The organism is Pelomonas sp. V22 (assembly GCF_030014915.1).
Taxonomy (GTDB): domain Bacteria; phylum Pseudomonadota; class Gammaproteobacteria; order Burkholderiales; family Burkholderiaceae_C; genus JAUASW01.
The window spans coordinates 1-25,470 of sequence record NZ_JAGIXS010000011.1; the positions used below are offsets into that span (position 1 = coordinate 1).

At 60.7% G+C, this 25,470-nt stretch carries 18 protein-coding genes and 3 pseudogenes; 14 read left to right on the plus strand and 7 right to left on the minus strand.

Annotated elements, in window-relative coordinates:
• The first annotated feature begins 198 nt into the window (after window positions 1-198).
• From J7U46_RS22730 to J7U46_RS22740, 3 genes and pseudogenes are all read left to right on the plus strand, one after another.
• Window positions 199-1,687: pseudogene (locus J7U46_RS22730) on the plus strand (IS5 family transposase).
• A 1,122-nt stretch (window positions 1,688-2,809) separates the two neighbouring features.
• Window positions 2,810-3,073: a helix-turn-helix transcriptional regulator gene (locus tag J7U46_RS22735; protein ID WP_282829539.1), complete on the plus strand. Its 264-nt coding sequence runs from the start codon at window positions 2,810-2,812 to the stop codon at window positions 3,071-3,073.
• A 17-nt stretch (window positions 3,074-3,090) separates the two neighbouring features.
• Window positions 3,091-3,627: a transposase gene (locus tag J7U46_RS22740; RefSeq protein WP_282829540.1), complete on the plus strand. Its 537-nt coding sequence runs from the start codon at window positions 3,091-3,093 to the stop codon at window positions 3,625-3,627.
• 107 nt (window positions 3,628-3,734) lie between these two features.
• Here the strand turns inward: J7U46_RS22740 and J7U46_RS22745 are convergent, their stop codons facing one another.
• Window positions 3,735-3,932 (minus strand): hypothetical protein, encoded by a 198-nt coding sequence (locus J7U46_RS22745; protein WP_282829541.1) that lies wholly within the window; start codon window positions 3,930-3,932, stop codon window positions 3,735-3,737.
• Here J7U46_RS22745 and J7U46_RS22750 point away from each other — a divergent pair.
• Window positions 3,931-5,057 (plus strand): IS3 family transposase gene (locus J7U46_RS22750; RefSeq protein WP_282829542.1). Its coding sequence is split into 2 segments (ribosomal slippage): window positions 3,931-4,180 and window positions 4,180-5,057, totalling 1,128 coding nucleotides; the frame shifts between segments, so codons are not numbered across the junction. The two genes, J7U46_RS22745 and J7U46_RS22750, sit on opposite strands and share 2 nt — an antisense overlap.
• A 58-nt stretch (window positions 5,058-5,115) precedes the next feature.
• Here the strand turns inward: J7U46_RS22750 and J7U46_RS22755 are convergent.
• The 5 genes and pseudogenes from J7U46_RS22755 to J7U46_RS22775 form a co-directional block, all read right to left on the minus strand.
• Window positions 5,116-5,449, minus strand: a pseudogene (locus J7U46_RS22755) (transposase); the annotation flags it as partial.
• A gap of 105 nt (window positions 5,450-5,554) precedes the next feature.
• Window positions 5,555-7,174 carry a PAS domain-containing methyl-accepting chemotaxis protein gene (locus tag J7U46_RS22760; RefSeq protein WP_282829543.1) on the minus strand — a complete coding sequence of 540 codons (1,620 nt, stop codon included), beginning with the start codon at window positions 7,172-7,174 and terminating at the stop codon, window positions 5,555-5,557.
• Between the two features lie 55 nt (window positions 7,175-7,229).
• Window positions 7,230-9,350 carry a bifunctional diguanylate cyclase/phosphodiesterase gene (locus J7U46_RS22765; RefSeq protein WP_282829545.1) on the minus strand — a complete coding sequence of 707 codons (2,121 nt, stop codon included), beginning with the start codon at window positions 9,348-9,350 and terminating at the stop codon, window positions 7,230-7,232.
• Between the two features lie 115 nt (window positions 9,351-9,465).
• Complete coding sequence (locus J7U46_RS22770; RefSeq protein WP_282829546.1) at window positions 9,466-11,448, minus strand: methyl-accepting chemotaxis protein; 1,983 nt, start codon at window positions 11,446-11,448, stop codon at window positions 9,466-9,468.
• Between the two features lie 350 nt (window positions 11,449-11,798).
• Complete coding sequence (locus tag J7U46_RS22775; RefSeq protein ID WP_282829548.1) at window positions 11,799-13,211, minus strand: replication initiation protein; 1,413 nt, start codon at window positions 13,209-13,211, stop codon at window positions 11,799-11,801.
• Between the two features lie 589 nt (window positions 13,212-13,800).
• Between J7U46_RS22775 and J7U46_RS22780 the strand changes: the two genes are divergently transcribed.
• Together J7U46_RS22780 and J7U46_RS22785 are read left to right on the plus strand one after the other, a co-directional pair.
• Window positions 13,801-14,985 (plus strand): AAA family ATPase, encoded by a 1,185-nt coding sequence (locus tag J7U46_RS22780; RefSeq protein WP_282829549.1) that lies wholly within the window; start codon window positions 13,801-13,803, stop codon window positions 14,983-14,985.
• A 1-nt stretch (window position 14,986) separates the two neighbouring features.
• Entirely contained in the window at window positions 14,987-16,066 is a 1,080-nt protein-coding gene (locus J7U46_RS22785) for a ParB/RepB/Spo0J family partition protein (RefSeq protein WP_282829550.1), read from the plus strand.
• A gap of 93 nt (window positions 16,067-16,159) precedes the next feature.
• On the opposite strand, the gene J7U46_RS22790 is transcribed toward J7U46_RS22785, so the two are convergent.
• A complete protein-coding gene (locus tag J7U46_RS22790; protein ID WP_282829551.1) occupies window positions 16,160-18,058 on the minus strand; it encodes a tyrosine-type recombinase/integrase in 1,899 nt (632 codons plus the stop codon).
• A gap of 939 nt (window positions 18,059-18,997) precedes the next feature.
• On the opposite strand from J7U46_RS22790, the gene J7U46_RS22795 reads away from it, so the two are divergent.
• The 8 genes and pseudogenes from J7U46_RS22795 to J7U46_RS22830 all read left to right on the plus strand — a co-directional run bounded on the left by J7U46_RS22795 (window position 18,998) and on the right by J7U46_RS22830 (window position 25,461).
• Complete coding sequence (locus tag J7U46_RS22795) at window positions 18,998-19,201, plus strand: hypothetical protein (protein WP_282829552.1); 204 nt, start codon at window positions 18,998-19,000, stop codon at window positions 19,199-19,201.
• Between the two features lie 194 nt (window positions 19,202-19,395).
• Window positions 19,396-19,770, plus strand: coding sequence for an antitoxin Xre/MbcA/ParS toxin-binding domain-containing protein (locus J7U46_RS22800; protein ID WP_226882582.1), 375 nt, complete (start codon window positions 19,396-19,398; stop codon window positions 19,768-19,770).
• Window positions 19,770-20,495, plus strand: a complete 726-nt coding sequence (locus J7U46_RS22805; protein ID WP_282829553.1) for an RES family NAD+ phosphorylase — start codon at window positions 19,770-19,772, stop codon at window positions 20,493-20,495. Before J7U46_RS22800 ends, J7U46_RS22805 begins: the two co-directional genes overlap by 1 nt.
• Before the next feature lie 238 nt (window positions 20,496-20,733).
• Window positions 20,734-20,898, plus strand: a pseudogene (locus J7U46_RS22810) (IS110 family transposase); the annotation flags it as partial.
• A 240-nt stretch (window positions 20,899-21,138) separates the two neighbouring features.
• Window positions 21,139-23,286, plus strand: a complete 2,148-nt coding sequence (locus J7U46_RS22815) for a methyl-accepting chemotaxis protein (RefSeq protein ID WP_282829554.1) — start codon at window positions 21,139-21,141, stop codon at window positions 23,284-23,286.
• Between the two features lie 20 nt (window positions 23,287-23,306).
• Window positions 23,307-23,861, plus strand: coding sequence for a chemotaxis protein CheW (locus tag J7U46_RS22820; protein ID WP_282829555.1), 555 nt, complete (start codon window positions 23,307-23,309; stop codon window positions 23,859-23,861).
• Between the two features lie 12 nt (window positions 23,862-23,873).
• Entirely contained in the window at window positions 23,874-24,929 is a 1,056-nt protein-coding gene (locus J7U46_RS22825) for an AraC family transcriptional regulator (protein ID WP_282829556.1), read from the plus strand.
• 76 nt (window positions 24,930-25,005) lie between these two features.
• Window positions 25,006-25,461 (plus strand): MASE3 domain-containing protein, encoded by a 456-nt coding sequence (locus tag J7U46_RS22830; protein ID WP_282829557.1) that lies wholly within the window; start codon window positions 25,006-25,008, stop codon window positions 25,459-25,461.
• Window positions 25,462-25,470 lie beyond the last annotated feature (9 nt).

Sequence of the window (25,470 nt, forward strand, 5' to 3'; positions counted from 1 at the left end):
AATCACCCAGTGATTCGCAAATCACGTCTCACTGTGAATTCCACCGACCGTGGTGGGCGGGGTTTTGCAGACCTTCCTTAGTCGGACCTGCAAAACGCTTGGAACCCGCATGAACACTGGTGATGCCGGGTGAATGCCGATGGTCAGAACTCCCAGAATCAAATTCAATGGCAATTGATTTCTGGGAGTTCTAGAGGGCTGGCAATGGCGACCGACGACTTCTTCCGCGCACGGCTGGATGGCATGGTGGATCCCCGCCATCCACTCGCGGTTCTCGGCCGGCGCATGCCCTGGTCGCAGATTGAAGCGTCACTTGCTCCGCTGTTCGCACGCAAGGCCCGCATGGGCAAGTCCCGCGAGGACGCCGACTTGTTTGGCCACCACGCTGGTGGTGGCCGCCGGCGGCATGAGCCGCGCAGGCCGGCCGCGCCTGCCGATCCGGCTGATGGTGGCGCTGCTGTACCTCAAGCACGCGTTCAACGAGAGCGATGAATCCGTTGTCGAGCGCTGGTCGGAGAACGTGGTGTGGCAGCTGTTCAGCGGGATGGAGTACTACCAGAGCAAGCTGCCCTGCGACGCCACGCAGATTGGGCGCTTCCGGTGCGTGTTGGGCGAAGCCGGCGTAGAGCAGTTGCTCAAGACCACCATCGAAGCGGCGGTCGCGATGAAGGCGGTCAAACCCATCGAGCTGGAGCGAGTGACGGTCGACACCACGGTGCAGGAGAAGGCCATCGCCCACCCGACGGACAGCCGATTGCTGGAGGTCGCGCGGGCCAAGATTGCCCGCCTGGCCAAGCGAGCGGGCCTGCAGCTCAAGATGACGCATGAGCGCGAGGGCCAGAGCTTGCGTCGGCGTGCCGGCGGCTATGCCCATGCCAAGCAGTTCAAGCGGCTGCGCCAGGTGGTGCGCCGCCAGCGCACGATCCTCGGGGTGCTGCTGCGCGAAGTGCAGCGCAAGATGACGACGCTGGCCCAGGTCCTACAGGACCAGCTCCAGCCTTGGTTGGAACGCGCCGAACGCATCCGCAGCCAGCGGACTCACGACAAGAACAAGCTGTACGCCCTGCACGCGCCCGAGGTCGAATGCATCTCGAAAGGGAAAGCGCGCCGGCCCTACGAGTTCGGCGTGAAGGTCAGCCTGGCCGTCGCACATAAGAGCGGCCTGATCGTTGGCGCTCGCAGCTTCCCCGACAACCCCTTCGACGGCCACACACTCAGCGCGCAGCTCGAGCAGACCAGCACCTTGCTGCAGGACCTCGGCGTCAAGCCCAAGGTGGCCGTCGTCGACCTGGGCTACCGCGGCGTCGATGCCGACATCGCTCCGGTGGAGCTGATTCACCGGGGAAAGTACAAGTCGCTGAATGCGCTGCAGAGGCGCTGGCTCAAGCGCCGGCAGGCGATCGAGCCGACCATCGGCCACACCAAGCACGACCATCGGATGGACAAGTGCTGGCTCAAGGGCAGCGAAGGGGATGCGCTGCACGCGGTGCTGTGCGCGGCCGGCTTCAACATTCGCTGGCTGCTGCGGGCGCTGCGGCGCCAGCTGCAGGCCGGCGGCCTGAAGCACGTTTACTTGGCCTTGATCGCCGTATGGGAGGCCTGGCTGGCCGCGGCCATCGCCGAGTTCAGCAGCGCCCGCGGCGCCAATGCTGCCCCTTCGCGTCGGCCGCTGCTCCGCCCATCATGACCGCGCGCCGCTCGTCGGGGCCGATCCGACAGCGACCCGCGTGGAAATGGATTTTGCAGGTCCGACAACTTCATCGTTGGCGAGTCCTGGACCAGAGGCCTGGCGCCCATCAGGAAGAAACTGTCCATGCGGCGATTGCACCTGATAGGCGGTTACGGCGCATCAGGGAAGTTATGCAGCGGTCTTGACTAGTGAAATTCTAGGCGTCAATTGGTGCTTCGCGAGCATCTTGCGCGACAGCTAAGTCGAGGGCATGACGATTTTTCTGTGACGAAATGTCGCGAACATAATATTTATCGCAGCAGTCTTGCCACAGAGTTTGACTCAATGCGGATTGAAATTCGTATCGAACACTATTGGTCGGTCAGTTGTAAATTAATATAATTTTCCCCACTCATGAACCCCCGAATAGTATTCCTGCGAAGAAGATTTTGATGAACGGCCCGCGCCTTCGGATCATCCATTGGAGCAATGACTTGTGCTCGACAGTCGTCCAGTGCGCTTGATGGATGAACTCTTAGGCGTTCGTCTTCATATGGTTCGACAGGCGTTGAGTTTACAGATGAAAGTCATTTGTTTACGGATGAGCTCGCGACAGAGAGCAGAGTCATTGCCAACACGAAGCGGAAACTGGCCGGTCTTTTTCTTTAAGGAACAATGCGTTAGGTGTTTACGGATGGGGCCTTGAATTTCTGTCGGCAACCGACACTCCCATAAGTTAAGTTATCAGCAAACGCAACTCCTTGGCTTTAATTCCACATACGAAGTGAGTGCTCGCAAACATTTTACGTGTCTTTACTCAATCCGCTCAACAATTTAGCAGTACTTGACCCGAAAGCGCTCCTGGCGAATCGGCAATTATCCGCAAAATCTCAGAGCATTTCGTCAGATCTATAGCAGTATTTCCGTCTTCAGTCACGCTTCGACCAAAGCTGATCCGTCAATTGAATTTGGGTACAGCCTGAGAATAAGCTTGTAGGAAGACTTAAATCCAGATCCGTTTTCCTATTTTTCCTTTTGATCTCTGGGCGCCCTCCCCTCGCACAGTAATGGACGCCGCCCATTAAAAATTGTGACTTAAACGCGGCTGACGTTCTATATTTGATTTAAGAAACTGTTGAGGTGAATTCAACAGATGCTCAAAGTCCTAGGACTCGCCAAAGCGCCCGAGAGACGTTGGCGCTAAATCTCATTGCGTTTAGAACCTTGCGCGGCCTGTCTCAAGAAGGGCTTGCATTTGAAGCTGGCCTACATCGGACATTCATAGCGCACATTGAACGACAGGCGCGCAACGCCTCAATCGATAATATCGAAAAGATTGCTGACGCTCTCGGCGTCGAACCCTACGTCTTGTTGGCGCCGCATCTCCGGCCATCCAAGAGCTGATTGCTTGAGCTTTATCCATGCAAGATCCGAAGCTCAAGAATCAAGGCCTACTGCCGGCGGACGAGGAAACGCTTCATCACTTCCGTCACCTCCAAAGAAGACGCACGTGGGAAACGCCAGAGCTCGATCCGCAATTGCCGCCCCCATGGCACTTGTCTGATGCCCTCTGGGCCCAGTTGGAACCTCTAGTTGCTGTCGTAAGCCAGCCAGCCCGCACCGGCCGCCCTAGCAAGCCGGATAGGATCGTTCTCGAAGGGATTTTCTTTGTACTGAAGCACAGGTGCGCATGGAAGTCGCTTCCCAACGAACCATTTGGAAGTTCGAGCGCCATTCATCTGAAGTTCAAGCGCTGGTACATGGAAGGCTTGTTTGAGAAGATTTGGGAGGCTGGGCTTGCCGAGTCTGCGGAACTTGAAGGCATCGCTTGGCGCTGGTATTACAAACGTGTGCAAGATCCGACTGGATGTGAAATTCCAGTCTTCCTTCAGGACCCATCCGGTCGGCGATCAGGGCACGCAATCAAGGTTTGGCGGCCGGAGATTCCATCGCGGTAGCGGTTGAGCCTCAAGAGTTCACTGGGCTTTCGCAGCCCCGCCCAGCATCGGCGGCGCCTGGGCATCGCCACATAACCAGTCCAAGTTTTTGTCCGCATCCCCGTGGGTCAGTTTTCGGCGAGCGTCAACAGACGCAGGCCAGGCTGGCCGGCCTGCACGTCTCGCCGGGCCTGCCAGCTGAAGTAGCCGCTGGGGCTGAGCTCCAGCACCTCGCACATCAGCGTGATGGGCCAGCTGACCTGCCCCCTCCCAGCCGTACCAACGTAAAGGTAGTGAAGTCCGTCAACCAGGAGAATGACGGACATGAAGAAGAGCAGATTCACCGAGGAGCAGATCATTGGCTTCCTCAGACAGGCCGAAGCAGGCATGCCGATCAAGGAGCTGTGCAGGCAGGGCGGCTTCAGCGATGCGACGTTCTACAAGTGGCGCGCGAAGTTCGGCGGCATGCAGGCGACGGACGCCAAGCGCTTGCGTGAGCTCGAAGCCGAGAACGCCAAGCTCAAGCGCTTGCTGGCCGAGGCGCATCTGGACATTCATGCGCTCAAGGATGTCTTCGGCGTAAAGCCCTAGCCCCGCAGGCCAGGCGCGAAGCGGCAGCCAGGATGATCGACCTGCATCACCTGTCTGAGCGACGCGCCTGCCGCCTGGTGGGGCTCTCCAGGGACAGCTATCGCAACCCGCCGGTGCCCAGTGAAGCGACACAGCGGCTCAGCGCCAGGATCATCGAGATCGCGCAGGTGCGGCGCCGCTTCGGCTATCGCCGCATCCACGACCTGCTGCGCCTGGACTTCCCCGGCGTGAACCACAAGCGGGTCTATCGCCTGTACAACCAGGCGCAGCTGGCCGTGCGCAAGCGCAAGAAGGCCAAGCGCGCGCTCAGCGAGCGCATGCCACTGGCGGTGGCTTCGCACGTCAACGAGGTGTGGAGCATGGACTTCGTCAGTGACAGCCTGGCCACTGGGCGGCGCATCAAGTGCCTGACCGTGGCCGATGACTTCTCGCACGAGTGCGTGGACATCGCCGTGGACTACGGCATCTCGGGGCAGTACGTGACCCGGCTGCTGGATCAGGCGGCGATGTTTCGGGGGTATCCCGCTGCGGTGCGCACCGACAACGGGCCGGAGTTCACCAGCCGTGCCTTCATCGCCTGGGCGCAATCCCATGGCGTTCGGCACATCCTGATCCAGCCAGGCAGGCCCATGCAGAACGGCTACATCGAGAGCTTCAACGGCAAGTTCCGCGACGAGTGCTTGAACGAGCACTGGTTCGAAAGCCTGCCGCAGGCGCGCTCGACGATTGCGGCTTGGCGGCAGGACTACAACGAGGTGCGGCCGCACAGCAGCCTGGGGCGCATCCCACCGGCGGAGTTTGCGCAGCGCCATCGCAGCAAGAACTCGCCAACACCGGCTTCAGGCAAAGAGATCAAGTAACCTTCAACCTGGACTTCCGCCTTGGTGGTACGGCGGGAGGGGGCAGGTCACAGCAGCCCTTCATCGAGCGGATCCAGGCGTACTTTGCAAGACGTCCTGCGCAAAGTACGCCGCGGCTTTTTTTGCGATGTCTCGCTCCATGCGCAAGCGCGCCACTTCAGCGCGAAGACGGGCGATCTCCATCTGCTCGGGGCTGACCGGCGCGCCCTTGCTTGCGACCTGCATCCCGCCGAGCTGCCCTCGTTCCCCCTGCCTTACCCAGTTGCTCAGGCTGGCCTTGGAATGCCCAGCACCCGGGCCACTGCCCCGGTTGACTGTCCAGCCCGCACCTGCCTGACGGCCTCGAACTTGAACTCCTGCGTGTACTTCCCGCGAACCTGCTTGTCTGTCATTCCTTGCTCCATCTCACGATTGTGGTCAGGGGCTATGAACTCCAGGAATCGGGGGCAAGGTCAGCTTCAGAAATCGTAGCTAGGTAGAGCGCTGCAGCTTCAAAATCAAAGGGCCTCGCCTTTGCTTCGGCGGCGCAATGCGATTGCATCTTCTTCGGCAAGCGTCTTATCTTTCGCTGCCAGTTTGAATACGCGAATGGTTTGACTGACGCGACCAACTTGCGCATCCAGAGAGGCTGCTGCCGCGGACAATTCTTCCACCATCGCAGCGTTCTGTTGGGTGATGGTGTCGAGTTGAGCTACGGCTTCACTGACCTGTGCGGCGCCAATTGACTGCTCACGCGAAGAAGCGCTGATTGCTCCAAGCAGACTATTCACTTTCTCCACCGAGGCCATGGCTTCGTCCATCCTGCCTTGCGCTTCAGTGGCTCGCACTTCACCTGCATGGACTCGCTCACGCGACTCTTCGATCAAGGTTCGGATTTCCCGGGCTGCGCTGGTGGTGCGCTGCGCCAGCGCCCTGACCTCTGAGGCCACCACGGCAAAGCCCCTGCCCTGATCTCCAGCACGCGCGGCCTCAACTGCAGCGTTGAGCGCCAGGATATTGGTCTGGAATGCCACGCCCTCAATGACTTGGATGATGTCCCCGATACGCGCAGAAGACGCCGAGATTTCCCGCATGGTCTCGCCAACTGCCGCCACTGCCCCGTGACTCCGACTAGCAATCTGCGACGTTTCGGCCGCTAACTTGGCGCCTTCGGATGCCGTGCCCGCTGTCTGCTGGATGGTTCCGTTTATCTCCTCCATGGAAGCTGCTGTTTGCTCAAGGTTACTGGCCTGAGCTTCCGTACGCGCTGACAAATCCAGATTGCCGGTGGCGATTTCGTGGGTGCAGTTCTTGACGTTCTCGATCTCTTCACGAACGTCTCGGACGATGGTTCGGACCGTGACGTTCAGTTGCGCCAGAGCCAATTGCAGCTCGGCTGCAGGTCCGTGGCCCGTGATCGCGATGGCATTCGACAAGTCGCCCGCAGCCATCTGATTGGCCGCATCGATCACCTCTCTTAGAGGTGCACGAAGGCGTTGGGACAACCACGTTCCAAGACCGAAGGAAGCCACAACGGAGGCCGTTACCGCGGACCAAGTTGGAAGCCCGGTCAGGAGCATGGCAAGCGGAACGCAACTTGCCATCAGCACGGTAAGGACCGTCGCGCCGTGATCGGCAAAACCGAGGCGATCAAAGAAAGCAGACAGCACACCGGTGCGGATCACCTGCCCTTCGGATAGCCGGGTGGCGAGCTGCCCGCGAGCCGCCTCCGAGCGCATGGTGGCGTAGAGCTTATCCGCCGCTTGGATCTCAGCGGTCGTCGGCTTGGTACGTACCGACAGGTAGCCCACGATCCGTGAGCCCTCCCGAACCGGTGTTGCATTCGCGCGGACCCAGTAGTGATCGCCGTTTTTGCAGCGGTTCTTGACCAGACCCGTCCATGGCTTACCTTTGGTTTGAATCGTCTCCCACATGTCCCGGAAAGCCTCGGCGGGCATGTCAGGATGGCGCAGCAAGTTGTGTGGCTGCCCGAGCAACTCCTCCTCGGTATAGCCGCTGACCGCCACAAAGCTCTTATTGCAGTAAGTGATTCGGCCCTTTAGATCGGTCACAGAGACCAGGGTGTGATCGCTCGGGAAGTCGTAATCGCGCTGCGTCACCGGTTCGTTCAGTCTCATTGGGTGCTCATTGGTTGGCTGTAGCGAAAGGGACAGTCGGGGAGTGGCTTGCCTACTACTTCGGTCGGCTAGGCAGAAGCGTTCGATCTGGCAGCACCAAGGTGAGCAAGCGTTCGGCAAACGTTGGACGGCTAAAAAGATACCCCTGGAACAAGGGACAGCCCACAGACTTCAAGTACTGAAGCTGTTCTTCGGTCTCAACGCCTTCCGCCACGACAGCGAGGCCGAGGCCATTTGCCAAGGTGAGGATGGACTGAGTGATTAACTGGTCTTTGGGGTTGTCCAGCAACGTTCTGACAAACGACTGATCGATCTTGATCTTGGTCAGCGGCAATTCTTTTAGATACATCAGCGATGAGAAACCCGTCCCGAAGTCATCCAAGGCCAACTGGATGCCCAAATCACGCAGCTGAGCGAGCGAATCGAGCGTCCACGAGCTCAAGTCGTCCAACAAGCTGGTTTCTGTCAACTCCAGCGCCAAAAGCTGTAGGGGGAACTGTTGCCGTTTTACAAACTGCATCAATTGATCCAAAAAGGCGGGATCCTTCAATTGCCGAGCGCTCACGTTTACGCTCACCCACCAATCGCAGGTCACCGGATTCGCCTGCCAAGCCTGGAGCTGTAGGCACGCCTGCTCAATCACCCACCAGCCCATGGCATTGATGAGGCGCATTTGCTCAGCCAAAGGGATGAAGACCCCTGGCGAAATGGCTCCTCGGTCAGGATGCGTCCAGCGCATAAGCGCTTCGGCGCCCACCACATGATTGCCTTGGTCCACGATTGGCTGGTACGCCAAATGGAACTGCCCCTGGTGAAGCGCCTGTCTCAGGTCCTTCTCAAGTTCATGGCGTTCTTGCAATTGGTCTCTAAGGTGCTGGTCAAAGTAAACGACCTGGTTCTTGCCGCGGTCTTTGGCTTCGACCAAGGCAACATCTGCCTTTTCAAGCAGGTTTACTTGTTCCGCAAGAGGGGTTTCAAAAAACACTACCCCAGCAGACAAGCTGCAACTCAATGCCAAGTCGACCAAACTGCCGCCATCGCTGATGCGGTGGGTGTTGGAAAGCTCCTCTTGCAAGCCCGTGATTAGTCCAGTCATCAGCAGGTTGGTTGAATCGAGGTCCAGGCCTTGCAGGTCCGTCAGGATGACAAATTCGTCACCGCCCAAATGAAAAACGTTGCTGCGCAGATGGCCTTCCTTAAGCAAGCCCTCAACGCGTCCGGCCACACTGCGAAGGTACGCGTCACCCGCGAAATGACCATGCACATCGTTGATCACTCGGAAGTTGTCGACGTCAATCAACACGAGTGCGCCAGTCCCGTTCCCGAAAAGCGGGGATTTGCGTTCGGCCAGGGCCTCTCGAAGAGATCGCCGATTTGGAAGATCCGTCACCTGGTCGTAGTAGGCCAGTTGGTGGGCTCGTTGCTGGGCCGCCTTTAGCGCTGTGATGTCGACTCGGATCGATACGTACTGGGCCGGGAGTCCGTGACCATCGAGGAACGGAACAATCGTCGTATGCACCCAATAGAGCGACCCATCCTTGGCGCGGTTGCAGACATCACCACGCCAAGTCTGACCGCCACTGATGGTGGTCCACATGGCTTCGTAAAAGTGGGCGTCGTGATGGCCCGACTTGAGGATGCGGTGGTTTTGCCCAAGCAGCTCGGTCTTCGTGTACTTAGAGATCTGGCAAAAGCGCTCGTTTGCGTAGGTGATCGTGCCCTGGAGATCGGCAACTGCCACGATGGCGTGCTCATTCAAAGTCTGGAGCAAATTGTTCGGCCAGCTGTCACCCTTGGATGACTGCTCGCCCCGGGCAAATGATTCACCCAAGAAAACAAGGCCTTCGGACGACCAACCAGCCCCCATGAGCGGTTCGAATCGCAACTGCATGCTTTCGGGCACATCCTGAGCGCCGAGACAAATGTCGGCTTCCACGCTGACCTTCCTGCCCTGAAGTGCCGTGGTCAAGTTCTGCAGGACCACTTTCTGGCAATTGATGCAGACCAGATCAGCCAACGAGCGGCCAACCAAATCCTCGGGTCGTTGCTTGGCACTCTTCGCAAGAGCCCCGTTGGCGAATCGGATCCTGCCCGTGGAATCGATGCGTCCTCCAATTGCTGGTGTGGCTTCTAGGATCTGGTCCACGACCTCCAATGAACTACTCAAAGGATCCATTCTTAGGCGACCTCCTATAGGCTTACGCTCCCGCCAACTTGCAAATTGCAGCTGCTCTGTCGGAAGCTTGTTGGACGCAACTCGGGACGTCTTTGCTGAATCTCGCTTCAGTCCATCACGCAGTCCGGAAGAACGACATCGCTTGACTCATTCGGTCAGCGCTATCTCGCAGTGATGCCGCTGCAGCGGCTGTTTGTTCCACCAAGGCTGCGTTTTGCTGGGTCATCGCGTCAAGCTGCTCGACGGACGCCATCACGTCGGCCAGTCCGCTGGTCTGCTCGCGGGTGCCGGCGCTGATCTCTGCGATGAGATGTTTGACGTCGTTGGCCTTGGTGACGATCTCGCGCATCGTGTTGCCCGCTTGGTCGATGACGGCGGAGCCCGCCTCCACCTGGGTAACACTGGTCCCGATGAGGGCTTTGATTTCCCGGGCTGCGCTGGACGACCTTTGGGCCAAGGCCCGAACCTCGCTAGCGACCACCGCAAAGCCGCGTCCTTGCTCGCCGGCTCGTGCCGCCTCCACAGCAGCATTGAGCGCCAGGATGTTGGTCTGGAAGGCGATGCTGTCGATGGTGCCGATGATGTCGGCGATCTTGGTGGACGACTCGCGAATGCTGCCCATCGTCTCAACGGCTCGGCCCACTTCTTGCCCGCCCTTGGACGCAACCGCAGCGTTATCCGACACGAGCCCAGAGGCGCCTTGCGCCGTTTGAGCGGTTTGCACCACGGTCGAGCCAATCTGGGTCATCGCAGAACTGGTGCGCTGAAGATGGCTCGCCGTTTCTTCTGTACGCCGTGACAAGTCCAGCGAGGCCGACGCGACTTCTTGGCTTGCAGTCTGAATCTCGCCTGCACCTGCCCGAACCTCCCCCACGATCTGCCGCAACGATTTCAGGGTGGAAGACAAGGTGTTCATCAAGCGGGCGACTTCGTCCGAGCCCCACGGGCGGGGGTCGGCGGTGAGGTTGCCTTCGGCGATTTGGTCGAGTTGACGAGCGACTTCCGCAATCCCTCCTTGGGTGACCTTGTAAAACGCCACGAGCAAGTAGACCGCCACGGCAATGCCGATGAGCGCGAACGCGAGTTGCACGTAGAGCGTGCGTTCCAAGCCGGCAATGCGCACGGCAAGTCGCTTGTCCAACGCCGTCAGTAGTTGCTGCACGGTTTCGTATCCGGCGTCGACGGCAACGTTGCCGGCTTTGACATACGCCACAGGGTCTCCGGACGGTGCCTCGCCCAGCACTTGGTCGGTCACCATCTTGATGAAGGCCTCGGCGAGTTCGAGGCTCCGGGAGGAAGCCGAAAGCTCGGACTCCAAGGTGGGATCAGCAGAAATCGCTCGCTTGATGGCCTTGTCAACGCCCGCTTTGCTGACCAAAGCCAGTGCTTGAGCGCGATTCACGAGGTCGTGCTGCTCCTTGGTCTTGGAGCCGGCGCGGATGAACGCGTTGCCTAGACCCCTCATGCGACCGAGTTGCTCGATCACCGCCGGGTACTTGCCGGTGGCCGCATCCATGAGGTAGTAGGTGTCGACATCCGGGTCCAGCGTGAGGTGGGAGTTGTCCGCCACGTCCTCCAACAGACGGAAGAGCGCATCTACATACTGGGAATGCGCGTCGAAGGTTGCGGTGATGTCGCCGCGCACCGGTTGCGCGGACGTTTCGCTTTGCAGGCGTTCCACATCCTTCCAGGCAGAGCCGGTCTGCAGTTCGGCACCGTAGCGCTGTTGGAGCGCTTCCAGCTTCTTGTAAGCAACGGCTACGTTGCGCTGGGCGTCCGGCAAATCGGTCGCGTTCGCAGCGGCCGCGCGGCGCTGGTTCTGGGCTGCGCCCAGCAGAGCAAGAAGCTCACGTGAAACCTCAACGCCGATGCGCTCTTTCTGGGAGAAGGCGATGGTTTGGCGAGCCGATAGCAGCAACGCGGTGAAGAGGATCAGGATGGGAACCAAGAAGGCCAGCGAGACCCACGCGGACTTGGCAGAAAACCCGATCTTGCGAAAGGCACGGATGCCGGGTGCCATGAGCCCGTGATGGCGGAAAAAGCTCGGCACTGAGTTCGGCCGTTGCAGCGATTTATTCGCTGGAGTCGTCGCATGCATTGAACGCTGTCTCCTCAAACCGTAATCGCTTGGTTGCGAGTGCCCTGCTCCGGCTGACCGGAAAAAGGCGTGCTGGGACTAGCTACTTACCTGAGCGGAGTATTATCTAAAATCGCGCGATTGAGCTACCGTCAGCATGGGGCCAAAATGTGCGGTTTGTTGGGAAGGTGTTGGCGCCGATCTAAATTTGACCCACGGGTCAGTTCGCTGCGAGCCTCAACACCCTGCGCAAGTACAGGTATGGCAGCGGTGATGTCGGTTGAATTTGCGTAGCAGGTCTCTCGTGGTTTTAAACTGGGTTGGCCAAGCCCCTTTCCGCTCGAAGTTTTGAACGACAAGGAACTTGACTCTCAAGGCGCGTTGGCTGACCGCATACCGAACATGTCTTCAGTGTCCGGTTTATCCCAGTCGGGTCCATACACGGCGCGCGCATAGTGGCCTAGAACGACCGCACCCACCATGCCGTGAAGAACGTCGCCCTGTGCCACGCGCCGCGAAATCACAGCGGTCATCATCCCCTTGCCCGTCAATTCCTCGATGGCCGCATCGACGAAGATCTGCCTACGTTCAGGGCTTAGGCTTAGCAACTCCTCTCGGATCGAAGCCATGCGCGCGTTAACCCACTCCGCCACAGGTACGGCGGCCTCAGCGCGTGCAGCATAGGCCTGAGCTGCCGTCAGTTCGCTCGCGCTAATCGTCTCGTCCCTGAGTTCTGATTCGACATCGCGCGACCCCTTCTTGACCGGTGGATCGTTGGCGTCTAGGCCTCCGTTGCGAAGCAACGACCTGAGGTAGGAGTAGGCGTTATCCACCTCGCGCAGTTTGTTGTTGGCTGCCCGCTTCTCGAGGACTTCGATGTTGACGCGAACAGCGTCCTCACTGAATTCCTTGATCAACCCTTCGAGCTTCAGTTCTCTGATACCAAGTGACTCGGCACGAAGAACGAGGTTAGCGTCGACGACATCGCTGGCTTGGCGAAGTTTTGGCGCCACCCGCTTTCGACGGACCGCGAACTGCACCTCGACAACCGCCCTGCCCTGCTTGTGCTCGATCAACTCGATCTCTAGGTCGGTCTCACTATTGATCTCGTCGATCGCGGACTTGAGTCGCTCGTTCTTAAACTTTCGCCACTCTCGCCGCTCAGTCCCAGCAGGCACCTGGCTCAGTGCGTCGGCCCACCAAGCCACAGGCTTCCGACTCGTTACGCCGCCAGGATTGTCCCGATATCGGGCACAAATCTCATACAACGCAACGGCCGCATAGGTCCCCAGACTGGCAAGGACATCAAGGTCAATTCGTGCCCACCTCTTGGGTTCACGAAGGGCTGCCATGATGGTTGGCGGATACGACCAAGAGACCCAGTTCTCACCGTTTCGAACTTCGATGGCGACCTCCGATAGCATCGAGAAGCCCCTCCATTTGACCCCGTCGCCAGGCGCTGTGGATTCCCAATCGACCTCCAGGCCTCGCATCTCCTTGAGGTACCTCTTGGCCGCAGTCCGGTCCTCGCCTGACGAACCAGTCGTCCTCAGGATGGCCGGCAATGGTGCTTCAAACATGTAGTCCGCGGCTGGCATGGTATCCATCGCTGCCAAGCGCGCTTGCGAAACCTGCATCAAGGCGTTGTAGATCCGACGCCCAGTGAGGGTCACACGCTTTGATCTGGGAACCATCACGATCATCTCGTGCGGCTTACGTAGCTCGGCGCCCTCCCCTGTTGCCAGCTCTGGCGGCGATAGCGATTGTGTCGCGATGACGTCCATATCTCATTGTATGTCCACATGCATTTGGACGCTGAATCGACCCCAAGGCGGCCTAGATTGCCCGGGTAGGACGCGGACATTTCCGCCCTATCTGCTGAGTCTGCACCTCTTCTTGACCGGGTAGAACCTGGACAGTTCGCCAAAGCGACTCGATCCAAACGCTTTGGAGACCCGGTTAGATGCTGGACATCGACGGCAATTCATCGTTATTGAGTTGTCCACTGCCGATTGATGAGGTCTGTGGACGCGCCGGGTAGGGCAAGGACAGCAGACGGGTAAATAGCGGACAGAAACGGGTAGAACACGGACACATCCGGGTAGAACACGGACGATCTACTAGTCAATGTGACTGCAAGCAATTGATTATCAAGGACTTTTTCAATTTATCCACAAGGCGTAATCTCTTTAATGAATTAAAGATCTTCTTAAATCTCGAGGATTGAGAGTCAACTTAAAGGCCAAACAGCCAGTCTTGAGGTCGTGGTGCTCAGCAGTCCTGGGCTGCACCAAGCAGTCTTTCAATGCTCATGCGACTTTGCGCATGTGTGCCGCATAATCGCATGTAAGCGATTTTTCTCACGAGCAAAGCATGGACATTAAGCAGACGATCCGGCGCCAAAGTCTGGCAGACATCGAGACGCAAGCGGCCAGGGTAGCGGCCATGATGGGACACATTCGAGCTGCAATGTTGTCTCCTACCGCTTCAAAATCAGCGCCGGCGCTGAGTGCGTTGCAACTGGCTCAGCTCTGCCAGGTCGACAAGTCCAAGGTTGCCTATCGACAGACCCGTGGTGACCTTCCGGCCGGGTCGATGAACGGCAATCGCCGTGAATGGACTATGGCGGAAGCTCAGGAGTGGGTCCGAGCATTTCGGGCTGATCATTTGAAGCCGTCAGGCGGTGCTGCCGTCACGATCACCGCAGCCAACTTCAAGGGTGGGGTAGCCAAGACAACTTCCGCAGTGACATTGGCTCAAGGACTGTCAATGCGAGGGCACAAGGTGCTCTTGGTTGACTTGGACCCGCAGGGATCCGCTACGACGCTGTTTGGCGTTCTTCCTGATGCCGAGGTCGACGCTGAGCACACTGCGATGCTCTTGTTTGGCGGCGAGCATGATGACCTGGGCTACGCAATTAGATCTACGTATTGGCCGGGAATCGACCTTGTATGTGCTGCTCCTTTGCTGTTCGGGGCTGAGTTTGCGCTTCCCGCTCGACAGACGAAGGATCCCGGCTTTGAGTTCTGGAGAGTCTTGGACCGTGGACTCGACCAGGCGCGGGCTGACTATGACGTCATCATCATAGACACCCCCCCCGCCCTCTCGTACGTGACGATCAATGCGCTGATGGCCGCAGACGGTGTCCTCATGCCGTTGCCGCCGTCGGCACTCGATTTCGCTTCTTCTGCACAGTTCTGGGACCTGTTTTCTGACTTGTGCAACCAGTTGGTGAGAGCTCGCGGACAGGACAAGTCATTCGAGTTCATTGATGTCCTTCTCTCCCGTGTTGAATCGTCTGATGCGGCGAGCACAGTTGTGCGGCAGTGGGTCATTGAGGCCTATGGCGACAAGGTGCTGCCGATTGAAATTCCGAAGACTGCGGTGACAGCTACTGCAAGTGCCGAGTTTGGGACGGTCTATGACCTTCCGCGAGGTGCGATGAACGCGAAGACGTTCTCACGCGCTCGCGATGCCTATGACCGGATGTGCGAACTTGTTGAGCAGCAGATTCAGGCAGTCTGGGCATCGCAACAAACCGGGATGGATGGAGCTTGAAATGAGTCTTAAGGACAAAGCCTCGCGGATCAATTTTGGTTCTTTGCCAGATGCCGCTTCCTCGTTGCCGGAAGCCGGTGTTGGCGGTGCGAGCAAGCCCAAAACAGCGCCGGGTCTCATGATGGCCCAGGCTGCGGATCAGCGGTCAGAGTTGCTGCGTGAGAACGAGGATTTGAAGGAACGCGTAGCCGGACTTGCGGATGCCGCAGCACGAGCCACAGAACTGCAGGAGGAACTCAAGGCATGGGATGGCGCAAAGGCAGCGCGACAACTTGACCCAGCATGCATTGGTTGGAGTACCTGGGCGAATCGAGATGAGTCCAACTTCTCAGGACCAGAGTACGCTGAGCTCAAAGCCGAGATCGCATCCGCTGGCGGAAACGTTCAGCCCATCAAAGTTCGTGTGGTTAAACCCGGCACTGAAGGTCACGAATACGAGATCGTCTTTGGTCATCGACGCCATCGGGCTTGCCTTGAGCTCGGCCTTCCGGTGTTGGCGCTGATCGACAACCTCGGAGAGGCCGACCTCTTTGTTCAGATGGACCGGGAGAACAGGGGGCGCAAGAACCTGAGTGCGTTGGAACAGGGCAGGATGTATCAACGGGCGTTGGACCGCGGACTATTCCCGTCGAATCGGAAGCTAGCTGACGCGGTGGGGGCTGACCTTGCCCAGGTGGGGAAGGCGTTGTCACTGGCTAGATTGCCTTCGGAGGTCATCGCGGCTTTCGCTTCTCCTCTGGACCTGCAGTTCCGCTGGGCCAAATTGTTGGCAGATGCGAATGACAAGGATCCGATTGGGCTCAAAGCGCGCGCCTTGAAGGCGCGCGAAATGGGTGCAACGCGCTCTGGCAAGGAGGTGCTCGATGTGCTGCTGAAGTCTGAAGGGCAGGGGGGTGGAACGGTTCTACCCGCCCCCATCGTCGTCGAAGGCGGAGGAAAGCCAGTGGCAACCATTGAAGTCGACTCAAGGGGAAGGACAACAGTAGCGTTCGCGTCTGAAGTCGTTCCTGGTTCTCAACTTCGAGCACTCGCAGAACTGGTGGAGGGCTTTTTGTCAAAGATTTCGACTTCAAAGAACTAGTCGCAGAGAGCGTCGGCACAAGGGGGTGGAACGGTTCCACCCCTTTTTGTCGTTGGCCGGCCCATGCCACAAGAGACAGTCAAACCCGGACTGCTATCGTTGACTGGCTGCCGCGCGCTCCATCACTTCGTGCCGACGTCGATCTTGCGCCGTGTAGTAGCCGGCAGTCGTAGCTCTGGAAGAGTGTCCCATCTCTGCCATCAGCACGTCCTCGGGAACGCCAGCCTCCGCAGCCCGTGTAGCGAAGGTGTGCCGCAGCCAGTGCTGGGTGGCCTGCAGGGCCCGTTCGCGCTCACGCTCCGGAAGATCTGCTCGCCGAATTGCGCGCCGCAGAAACGTCGACAAGGACTTATGCACCGCGCTGTAGGTCGGTGCCCGCTTGCCATCGTCATGGGCCGCCAGCAAAGGAACGTCGGGTTCACAGTCACCCACGGCGGGTAAGCCGCGCGCGGATAGGTATTGTTCCAACACCTCGAGGGCCGGAGAGGGGACCGACACCATCCGGCGCTTGCGACCCTTTCCGACCACGTCCAGCTGCCAGCCAAAGTCCTGCGGCTTCAGGTCCCCCACCTTGGCATTGAGCAGCTCGGTAGCCCTCAGCCCTGTGAAGCGCGTGAACGTCACCACAAACCCATTCCTCGTCTCGCCTGGCAGCTCGGGGCAGGGTAGGGCGCTTATCAGCGCCTGGTAGGCCGCAGGCGTCAGAGCCCGGCTGGTGGGGGCCGGCGCCACTTCGTTGCCGTCGACCAAGCTACGGTTAACAGCCGACCAGGGATTGCTGTCCAGGTAGCGCTGGGCGGTCAGCCAGTTGCACATCAGGTGGATCACCTTGACGGCCAGGCGTCGACTGGCCAAGCCGGGCTGACCCCGGAATGGCGTCCAGCCGGCCGCCACATCCAGCCGCGCCGCCTTTCGCCGCGACATCCAATGCGCAGGAACACTGTTCAGGAAAGACATGTAGGCCCGGCAGTCTTCCGGGTCGGCCGAAGAAAGGGCTTTGCGCCGCTCGAACAGACAGTACATCAGCCAGCGTTCAGCCTCGCGCCGGTATGTCGATTCGGTGATGGCGTTGTGACCGGGCTCGCCGGGTTTGCCGACGGTGCTGGAGAGCCACGAATCGATGGCCTCCAGGTCGTTGCTTGCGGGCACGCGAGGGGGCAGGGGAGAGCGGTTGGAGCCGTTGGCGCCGTCCAGTGCATGTGCCGAGCGGGGCAGGAGCAGCGGTAAGCCGGCCGCGCTCATCAGTACGGTTGACTGTACTTTTTCGGTCGCATCAGCCAGTTCAGTCAACTGAACTTTTCGCTGGCCCGCTGGGGAGCGGGGGACCAGCGCTGCCAGGTGCGCCTCGATCCGCCGGGCCTTGGCCTGGCCTATGGCGCGAACGCCGCTCCACCAGGACTTTCTGTCGGCGATGCGTTGCACCAGGTCCTGCAGGAGCAGGCAGCCTGCGCTCATGAGCCGCTCGGCCGTGGTCGGATCGAACCAGGCATCGATACGGTCCGTGGCCAGGGCGGGCTGGGACGCCAGCTTTGCGAGCTCGGCGAGCACCTCGAGCTGGCGCTCCCGCAAGCGGCCGTTGCGGCGTGCCTTGCGCGCCTCGCGAGGATCCTCGGCCGGAAACCGCTGCTCGTACATCTCGAGCAGTTCGTCTTGGCTCCAGTCGCCTAGGCCCTCGGCCTCGGCCCACTCGTAGAGGGTAGGGCAGGGGTGAGGTACCGTACCACATTCCCCCGTTGTACCGTACAACGCCCCCTCGCCGGCATCCGCTCGGGACCCTAGGTCCACTCCAATCAAGCGCCAGCGCGAGTCGCCGGCACGCCGCGCCAGCGCCCGCAGCTGGTCGACGAGTTGGCGATGCAGGGTCACGAGCTCGTGACCGTGGGCCATGCCCAGATACCGCCGGGCCGCGTCTTCGCGGGGCAAACCTTCGGCCAGGCTGCGCAGGTAGGCGAAGTGGTGCGGGCCGAGCCGGCGCTCGTAAGTCCTTGTCATGCCTGAGGAACAGGGTAGGGCGCCGCTGCAGGGTGGTTTTGACAGCAGGATTATGCCTATCAATAACCGAAGTTATCTATAGGCTAAATCCGAAAAGTTTACCCGGGTAAACTGTCTGAGGCCGGGAAGACGGGGAGGGCGGGCCGGAGCCGCCGACGGTGTTTAACGGTTAAACACCTTGGGACAAGGCGCCGGGATGGGCTGCGCAATGGGGTCGGTTGAGCCGGCTCAACCGGGCAGGACATGGCAAGGGTGCTTGCCGGTGCGGCCGGGGCCTTTGGCAACGCAGCGTCGCTCAAACGACGTGGCGGCGCACATCGGGGGGGGGCGGTCGAGATACCGAGATCTCAGGAGGCGGGCCAGTTCAATACATTGAACTTTGGCATCGAGTGGAACCCTGGCGGAGCGGAACCGGCAGTTTAGTACCGTACTACACTAGGGAATACCCTTTGACCCTGAGGCGACCCAATCAGCACCCGTGCTGGGCCGCTCCGGGCGCGAGTATCTGAGCCACCATACGCTGAGACGTTCCTGGCCCAGCGGGCATGCCAGCGCCATGGGTGGGGTACGGTACCCCACTCGTCGCAGAGCATCTTGGCAGCGCTTGCCCAGGTGCGGAACGAGCAGTGAGGAACCGTTCCGCCCCTTCGATACCTCGGGGAGGGGAGGGCTATCCCGCCCCCGGCGGTTCAAATGTCCAGGTTTTGTGAACCTGCGCGGGCCAACAAGCCTCGTTGACCAGGAAGTGTCCGGGTTTTGTGAATCAAGGCGCCAGGCTTTACGGGCGATTTGCCCGCAAACGCAAAAAATCGCACAAAGGGGCGCCACAGGGCAGCAATTTCGCGCCGGCCAGAGTCCCGCCGTTCACAAAACCCGGACAGTTCACGGCGTCATTCACAAAACCCGGACACTTCGAACGCCTTGCGGGAACGCGCCAGCGTGAACACCGAGTTGGCTGCGTGGTTTTGGGCCCTGCTGGAGCTGGGGTCGGACACGCGTCTTGAACCGCCCTTGCTTTCGTGGGACATGGTGCGCCTAGCCGTTCATCGGGCCGGCGGCGTAGAAGCTGAAGCTCAGCGCCTCCGCCGGCACGACCGCATGCTGTTCAGCGCCGCCAGCGCGCCGGTGGGCCTGGTGCAGTGAGATGGTTGGCGCGGTTTGCGCGACAGAGCGGTTAGCGGTGCCGCCGGCGGTTGTCGCATCACCGGGCCCCACGCGCCTGGCACGCAGCGCGGTGGAGAACGTCAGTTGGCTTCTCGCTACGCCTTTGCGCGGAGAAAGATTCGATTTTGGGGTAGTATTCTTTCCGCAGAAAGAAGAGCGCCCAAGGAAGAGCCATGCAAGCCAGCCCCGTGATGGAAGTCGACCGCACCCATGTGCTGGGCAAGGCCACGCAACGTGCCGCCGAAGCCCTGGGCTTGAACGGCCGAGAGCTGGCACAGACCGTCGGGTTCAGTGAGCCGACGGTGTCACGCATCCTGAAAGGCGAGCGTGGTATTGATCCCGCCTCCAAGGAAGGACAACTCAGCTTGATGCTGGTGCGAGTGTTTCGCTCGCTCGACGCGCTGGTAGGCGGCGACGCCGCAAAGCGCCAGACCTGGATGACGTCGCACAACTCAGCCCTGAACGGTGTGCCGGCAGCACTCATCGTCACGGCCGAAGGCCTGGGCCGCACGCTGGCCTACCTCGACGGCATGCGCGCTCCAATCTGATGGCGACTGCGCCAATTGAAACTCCGTTCGCCTGGGCTCCGGACTGGTTCCAGGCTTGCGCACCGGCCGAGATGACAGCCTGGCGAGGTGTGGAGAGCCAAGCGCAAGTCGCCACATGGCGGCTTGTCGATTCCGGCGCCGAACACGACGCATTGGAAGAAATGCTGGAGGTTTCGAAGCCCCCGCTGCCTGAGGGCTGCGAGGGGCTTCACTATTTGCTGTTCACACCGTTTCGATACACCTCGCCCTACCCGTCGCGGTTTCGGCGCCCGAACGAGGCCGGCATCTGGTACGGCGCCGAATCGGTGGAGACCGTGTGCGCCGAGCTGGCTTACTGGCGCCACCGCTTCATTTTGGACTCAGCCGGCTTGGCCAAGGATGCCGACGGACTGCTGACGCTGCACACACTTTTCCAGACACGCGTTCAAGGTCAGTCATTGAACCTGACGGAAGCCCCTTGGGATGCAGGGCGCGCCCAGTGGACACACGGCGCCGACTACAGCAGCACACAGGCAGTCGCCGCCGAGGCACGCGTTCATGGCGTTGAGTGGATTCGATACGAGTCGGTGCGCTGTCCAGGGACGCACTGCGCAGCGGTTCTTAGCCCGCGGGCACTGCGCACAGTTCCACCCTTCGACATGCAGGAATGGGTCTGCAGCGCAACCCGCGCCCGGGTGATCATCACCCACAAGGATAGCGGCACGACCTTCAGCTGGGATTTCTAGCGTCAGAACCCGTGGCGCGCTCGGATCTGTCGCAACAACGCTGCTCGGCCGTGGAGCGGCCTGCTCCAGACGGGGTCAGCGAGTGGCGAGGCTGTGGACCGGCGCCGCAGTCCAGTGAGGCAGGCCCGTGAAGCTGGAGCCAGCCCGGTCCGTCCGGGTTTTGTGAATCAAGGCGCCAGGCTTTGTGGGCGATTTGCCCACAAATGCACGCAAGCTGCGCGGTTACGTGTTGGATGCGCGGCTCATCGCCAGCCACTTCGTCACGCCCTACCGCATGGCAGGCAAGGGAGGCAAGAACGATGCGGCGGCCCGCCCGTACATGCGCTTTGTGCCGATCAAGACGCCGGCCCAGCAGACGCAGCTGGCCATCCACCGGCTGCGCGAGGGCTACAAGGAAGAGCAGGCTTTGCGAGCGATTTGCCCATAAACGCAAGAAAACGGCGAAGGGCCCGCAAAAGGGGGGGCATTTCGGGCCCGACCGCGCCCAAAGCTCCACTATCAGGCCACTGGTGGCGCTTCCCGTGCAGGTTTTGGTGAGCGTCCCGACAGCTGCGAGAACAACGAGCGTCAAAGTGTCAGCCTTGAGGGCTCCAGATCGCAGCCGATCCGTCACCCAGTGGGAACGCCAGACCATCGACACACGATGCAGCCGAACCATGCTGGCGGCATCTGCTTCAGTATTACCTCCGGCCACGAAATGGCGGATGAGCGCCAGTTCCGTCGCCTCAATGGCTACCGCCGCATCTTCTCCAGATTCGGGAAGCTCAATGCCATGTTCCAGGCCTTCATCTGCCTCGCGCTCATCGCAGATGGGCTGAGGCAGGGTGAACAGGCACTAGTTGGCACGATGCTGAATCGTCTTTTGGTTGTGCTCAAAGATTCAACCAAACGACGATCAATCTTGATCCAACGCAAGCCCCTGCCGCAGCGGCTGAGGGCCAATGAGTTCATTGCCGATCGATCTCCCCCAACAAGGTCGGTCGGAAGAGAGAAACAAATGTTGGGCCTGCAACGGCGCGGTGCGTACCGCGTTCCCATCACTCCTTTGGCTGAAGCCATGAACCTCATTGCAAACATGAAGATCGGCGTCCGACTCGGCGCTGCGTTCGCGTTCCTGATCGCGGCGCTGCTAGTCGTGACCTTGGTGAGCTGGCTGGAGATCGGACAGATTGACAGGCGCTTGACCGAAGCGACGGCTGACCGCGTTCCCAAGGTTCTCAAGCTCAACGAAGCCATCGACAACGTGAACCTGATCGCTCGGGCGGTGCGCAACATGGCCTTGCTTGCCGAAGCGGACAAGAAAGCGGAGCAAAGCCGGGAGATTGCGAAGGCCCGCGCGGACAACAACAAGATCCTCGATGAACTCGATCCGCAGATCACGACAGCCGAGGGTCGTGAGTTCATGAAGAGCATCCGTTCCGAGCGTCAGCGCTTCAACGGCGAACTGGACCAGGTCATGGAGTTGGCCGCCAAGGAGGACGCGATCGCGACGCGGGATCGTTTGCTCGGCAGCATGCGCGATGCGCAGCTGGCCTACATGAAGACGCTCTATGCCTTTGCCGACTTTCAGGTCGAGCTGATGAAGGCATCGAGCAAGGAGGCATCCGAGGAGACGGCGCGCGCCGGCATCATTCTCTGGTCGGTCGCCCTGGTGGCCAGCGTCGCCAGCGCCTTGTTGGCATGGCTCATCACCAAGTCGGTCGTGACGCCGATTCACGAGGCCGTCAAGGTGGCCGAAACCGTTGCCGAAGGCGATCTGCGCGTCAAGATCCACGTCACCCGCCAGGACGAGACAGGACAGTTGCTCGGCGCGCTCAAGCGCATGAACGAATCCCTGGTGGAGATCGTCGGCAACGTGCGTGGCAATGCCGAGAGCGTGGCGACAGCCAGCGGCCAGATTGCCCAGGGCAATGCTGATCTCAGCCAGCGCACCGAAGAGCAGGCCAGCAATCTGCAGCAGACCGCCGCGTCGATGGAAGAGCTGACGGCCACCGTCAATCACAACAACGACACGGCCCGCCAGGCGGCCCAGATGGCCGATGGCGCGGCCCGCATCGCCGAAAGCAGTGGCGCGGTGATGAGCCAGGTCGTGTCGACCATGGAAGACATCACCAACTCCAGCAAGAAGATCGCCGACATCATTGGCACGATCGATGGCATCGCCTTCCAGACCAACATCCTGGCCCTGAATGCGGCGGTGGAAGCCGCGCGGGCTGGCGAGCAGGGTCGCGGTTTTGCGGTCGTCGCCGGCGAGGTGCGAACCTTGGCCCAACGTAGTGCCGATGCGGCGCGAGAGATCAAAAGCCTGATCGGCGCCAGCGTCGAGCGCGTCGAGGCGGGCAACAGCCTGGTCGGAGAAGCCGGCCGCACGGTGGGTGAGGTGGTTTCTCAGGTCCGCCGGGTCTCTGATCTGATCGGCGAGATCAGTGCGGCCAGCAGCGAGCAGAGCAAGGGTATCGGTCAGGTTGGTGAAGCCGTCAGCCAGCTGGATCAGGTGACCCAGCAGAATGCCGCGCTGGTGGAAGAAAGTGCCGCGGCAGCGGACAGCCTGCAGCAACAGGCGCGCCAGTTGGCGCAGACGGTATCGGTGTTCCGCCTGGAGGGCGACGGCGACCTGGCGACCAGCCACCGAAGCGCCGGGCTGACCAAGAAGCCGGCAGCGGTCCGGTCGGCGTCGGTGCCTGCCCGCAAGTCCTACACCCCGGCCGCCAGCGTGGGCGCCACCAGCATGGGCCGCGCGCCGAAACCGAGCAGCGCTCCCGCCGATGACGGCGACTGGACCTCCTTCTGACGCAACAGCGAGGCATTGCGATGAACACCAGCACCTTTCCCACGCCAGAGCGAAGCGTCGGCCTCCTGCCCATCGAGCACCGCGCCGAGCGGTCCTCCGCTCGCGGCGCCGATGAATCCACGCGGGGCTACCTGAGCTTCCGCGTCGGGCGCGAGGAGTACTGCATCGACATCTTGAAGGTGCAGGAGATCCGCAGCTACACCGAGCCCACACGGATGGCAGGCGCTCCGGCCTTCATCCGCGGCGTGATCGACTTGCGGGGCGTCATCGTCCCCGTCGTGGACCTGAGGCTGAAGTTCGGTCTGGAGGACGTGCACAACGACGGCAACACCGTCGTCATCATCCTCAACGTGGCGCAGCGCGTGATCGGTGTGGTCGTCGATGCCGTCAGGGATGTCGTCGAACTCCGCGCCGAGCAAATTCGCGAGGCCCCCAGCTTCACGGCAGAGATCGACAGCGACTTCATCCAGGGCTTGGCCTCCCTGAGCGGCGCGGACGGCGAGCGCCTGCTCATCGTCACCGACATCGAGCGCCTGATCAGCGGCGCCGACATGGGCTTGATCCGTTCCAACTAACGGGCTTGGATCGTGATCTCCCCGGCTCTGATCGATCGCCTGGGCAGCGCTTCGGCGCTGGCCACCACGGTGAACCAGCAGTACTTGCGCCAGCTCTGTCAAAAGGCCGAGGCGGAGGGGCTGAGCGTTGGCGGCCTTTTGCGCCAGGCCGGGCTGACCGAGATGGCCCTGGATCGCCCCGTTGCCCTGGGGGCGCTGTGCCGGGTGATCGACGCGCTCCAAGCGTCGCTACCCCGTGACGACCTAGCGCTCGAAGTGGCACTGGGCACACCTCCCGGCGCTCATGGGCCCCTGGTGCTCCTTTTGACCAGCGCGCCCACCTTGCGCCTGGGCCTGTTGGATCTGATCCGCTTCTATCTCCTTCGCACCCGGGCCTTGCAGTTGACGCTGGAGGACCAGCGGACGAGCGGCGTGCTGGCCGTGCGGCCAGCGCTGGCCCTGGGCCAGCACGAGTTGTTCCTGCTCGAGTGGGCCTTGGCGAACCTGCTGGGTTTGCTGGCGGCTGCGAAGGGTGCCGCCATGAGTTCCTGCGCGTTTGAGTTGCCCCGACCCAAAGTCGGACGCGCGTGGATCGCGGCGGCAAAGTCTTGGGGCATGCCGGCGCCAACGCCTGGTTCCGGGGCCATCGTGCAACTGCCCGCGGGGCTGCTGGACCAAGCGCAGGCGACGGCCAACACGATGGAGTACCGCCACGCCTTGCGCACCTGCAACGATCTCCTGCGTCAGCAGGAGGAGGCGCGCCAGCATGTGGCTCGATTGAGCACGCTGCTGGTCAAGGGTGGCGCGGATCATGAGTTCCGGCAAGGCGAACTGGCGCGACGCCTGGGCTTGAGCACCGCGGCGATGCGTCGCCATCTGCGGGTCGAGGGGCTCAGCTTCGACGAACTGGTCGAATTCAGTCGCCGACGCCAGGCTTGGGCGCTTTTGCGGGAAAGCTCCCTGCCGATCGCGGAGGTGGCGGGGAAACTGGGTTATCGGGACGCGTCCAACTTCAGTCGAAGCTGCAGACGCTGGTTTGGTATGACCCCGGGCGATCTCCGCCGAGCCGCCGCTGACTCAAAGCAATGACCATGAACGCTCCCACTCATCGCCGTCACGCGCTCTTTGCGCGCTGGAACTCTCGGGTCAGTTCACGAGTTTGGCCATGAACATTCCGGCCGTCCTGGGTCGGGATGTGGATCGAGGACTGCCCGGCTGGCAGCTTCCCGCCTTCTGTTTGCTGGCGGCGCTTGCGATGGCAGTTGCTGCCCTCAACAGCGGGACCATGCTTCATGGCTTGGTCGACGCTGATCGACTCAATGTGCATCTGCTGCTGGAGATTTTTGCGGTCGTCGTGTCATCACTGGTCGTTCTGGTGACCTGGCACAGCCGGACTCTCGAGCAAGCGGTGTCTGTCCGCAATCTGTTGATTGCCGGGTTCACGCTGACGGCGGGTCTGGATCTCGCGCACGCATTGAGTTACGAGGGGATGCCTGACCTCTTGACCCCGAACAGCATGCAGAAGGCGATCTTCTTTTGGCTGAGCGGTCGGTTCACCGCTTCCTACAGTGCGGTCAGGCTCTTCCATGCCGCATGGCGCCGCAGCCTTACCAAGTCATGAACAAGCCAC

Coding starts and splice junctions, on each gene's coding strand:
- J7U46_RS22745 (WP_282829541.1), bottom strand. CDS start 3,932: ATGTCCGTCATTCTCCTGGTTGACGGACTTCACTACCTTTACGTTGGT.
- J7U46_RS22785 (WP_282829550.1), top strand. CDS start 14,987: ATGAGTCTTAAGGACAAAGCCTCGCGGATCAATTTTGGTTCTTTGCCA.
- J7U46_RS22805 (WP_282829553.1), top strand. CDS start 19,770: ATGGCGACTGCGCCAATTGAAACTCCGTTCGCCTGGGCTCCGGACTGG.
- J7U46_RS22830 (WP_282829557.1), top strand. CDS start 25,006: ATGAACATTCCGGCCGTCCTGGGTCGGGATGTGGATCGAGGACTGCCC.
- J7U46_RS22815 (WP_282829554.1), top strand. CDS start 21,139: ATGCAGCCGAACCATGCTGGCGGCATCTGCTTCAGTATTACCTCCGGC.
- J7U46_RS22790 (WP_282829551.1), bottom strand. CDS start 18,058: ATGACAAGGACTTACGAGCGCCGGCTCGGCCCGCACCACTTCGCCTAC.
- J7U46_RS22775 (WP_282829548.1), bottom strand. CDS start 13,211: ATGGACGTCATCGCGACACAATCGCTATCGCCGCCAGAGCTGGCAACA.
- J7U46_RS22740 (WP_282829540.1), top strand. CDS start 3,091: ATGCAAGATCCGAAGCTCAAGAATCAAGGCCTACTGCCGGCGGACGAG.
- J7U46_RS22780 (WP_282829549.1), top strand. CDS start 13,801: ATGGACATTAAGCAGACGATCCGGCGCCAAAGTCTGGCAGACATCGAG.
- J7U46_RS22760 (WP_282829543.1), bottom strand. CDS start 7,174: ATGAGACTGAACGAACCGGTGACGCAGCGCGATTACGACTTCCCGAGC.
- J7U46_RS22800 (WP_226882582.1), top strand. CDS start 19,396: ATGCAAGCCAGCCCCGTGATGGAAGTCGACCGCACCCATGTGCTGGGC.
- J7U46_RS22820 (WP_282829555.1), top strand. CDS start 23,307: ATGAACACCAGCACCTTTCCCACGCCAGAGCGAAGCGTCGGCCTCCTG.
- J7U46_RS22770 (WP_282829546.1), bottom strand. CDS start 11,448: ATGCATGCGACGACTCCAGCGAATAAATCGCTGCAACGGCCGAACTCA.
- J7U46_RS22765 (WP_282829545.1), bottom strand. CDS start 9,350: ATGGATCCTTTGAGTAGTTCATTGGAGGTCGTGGACCAGATCCTAGAA.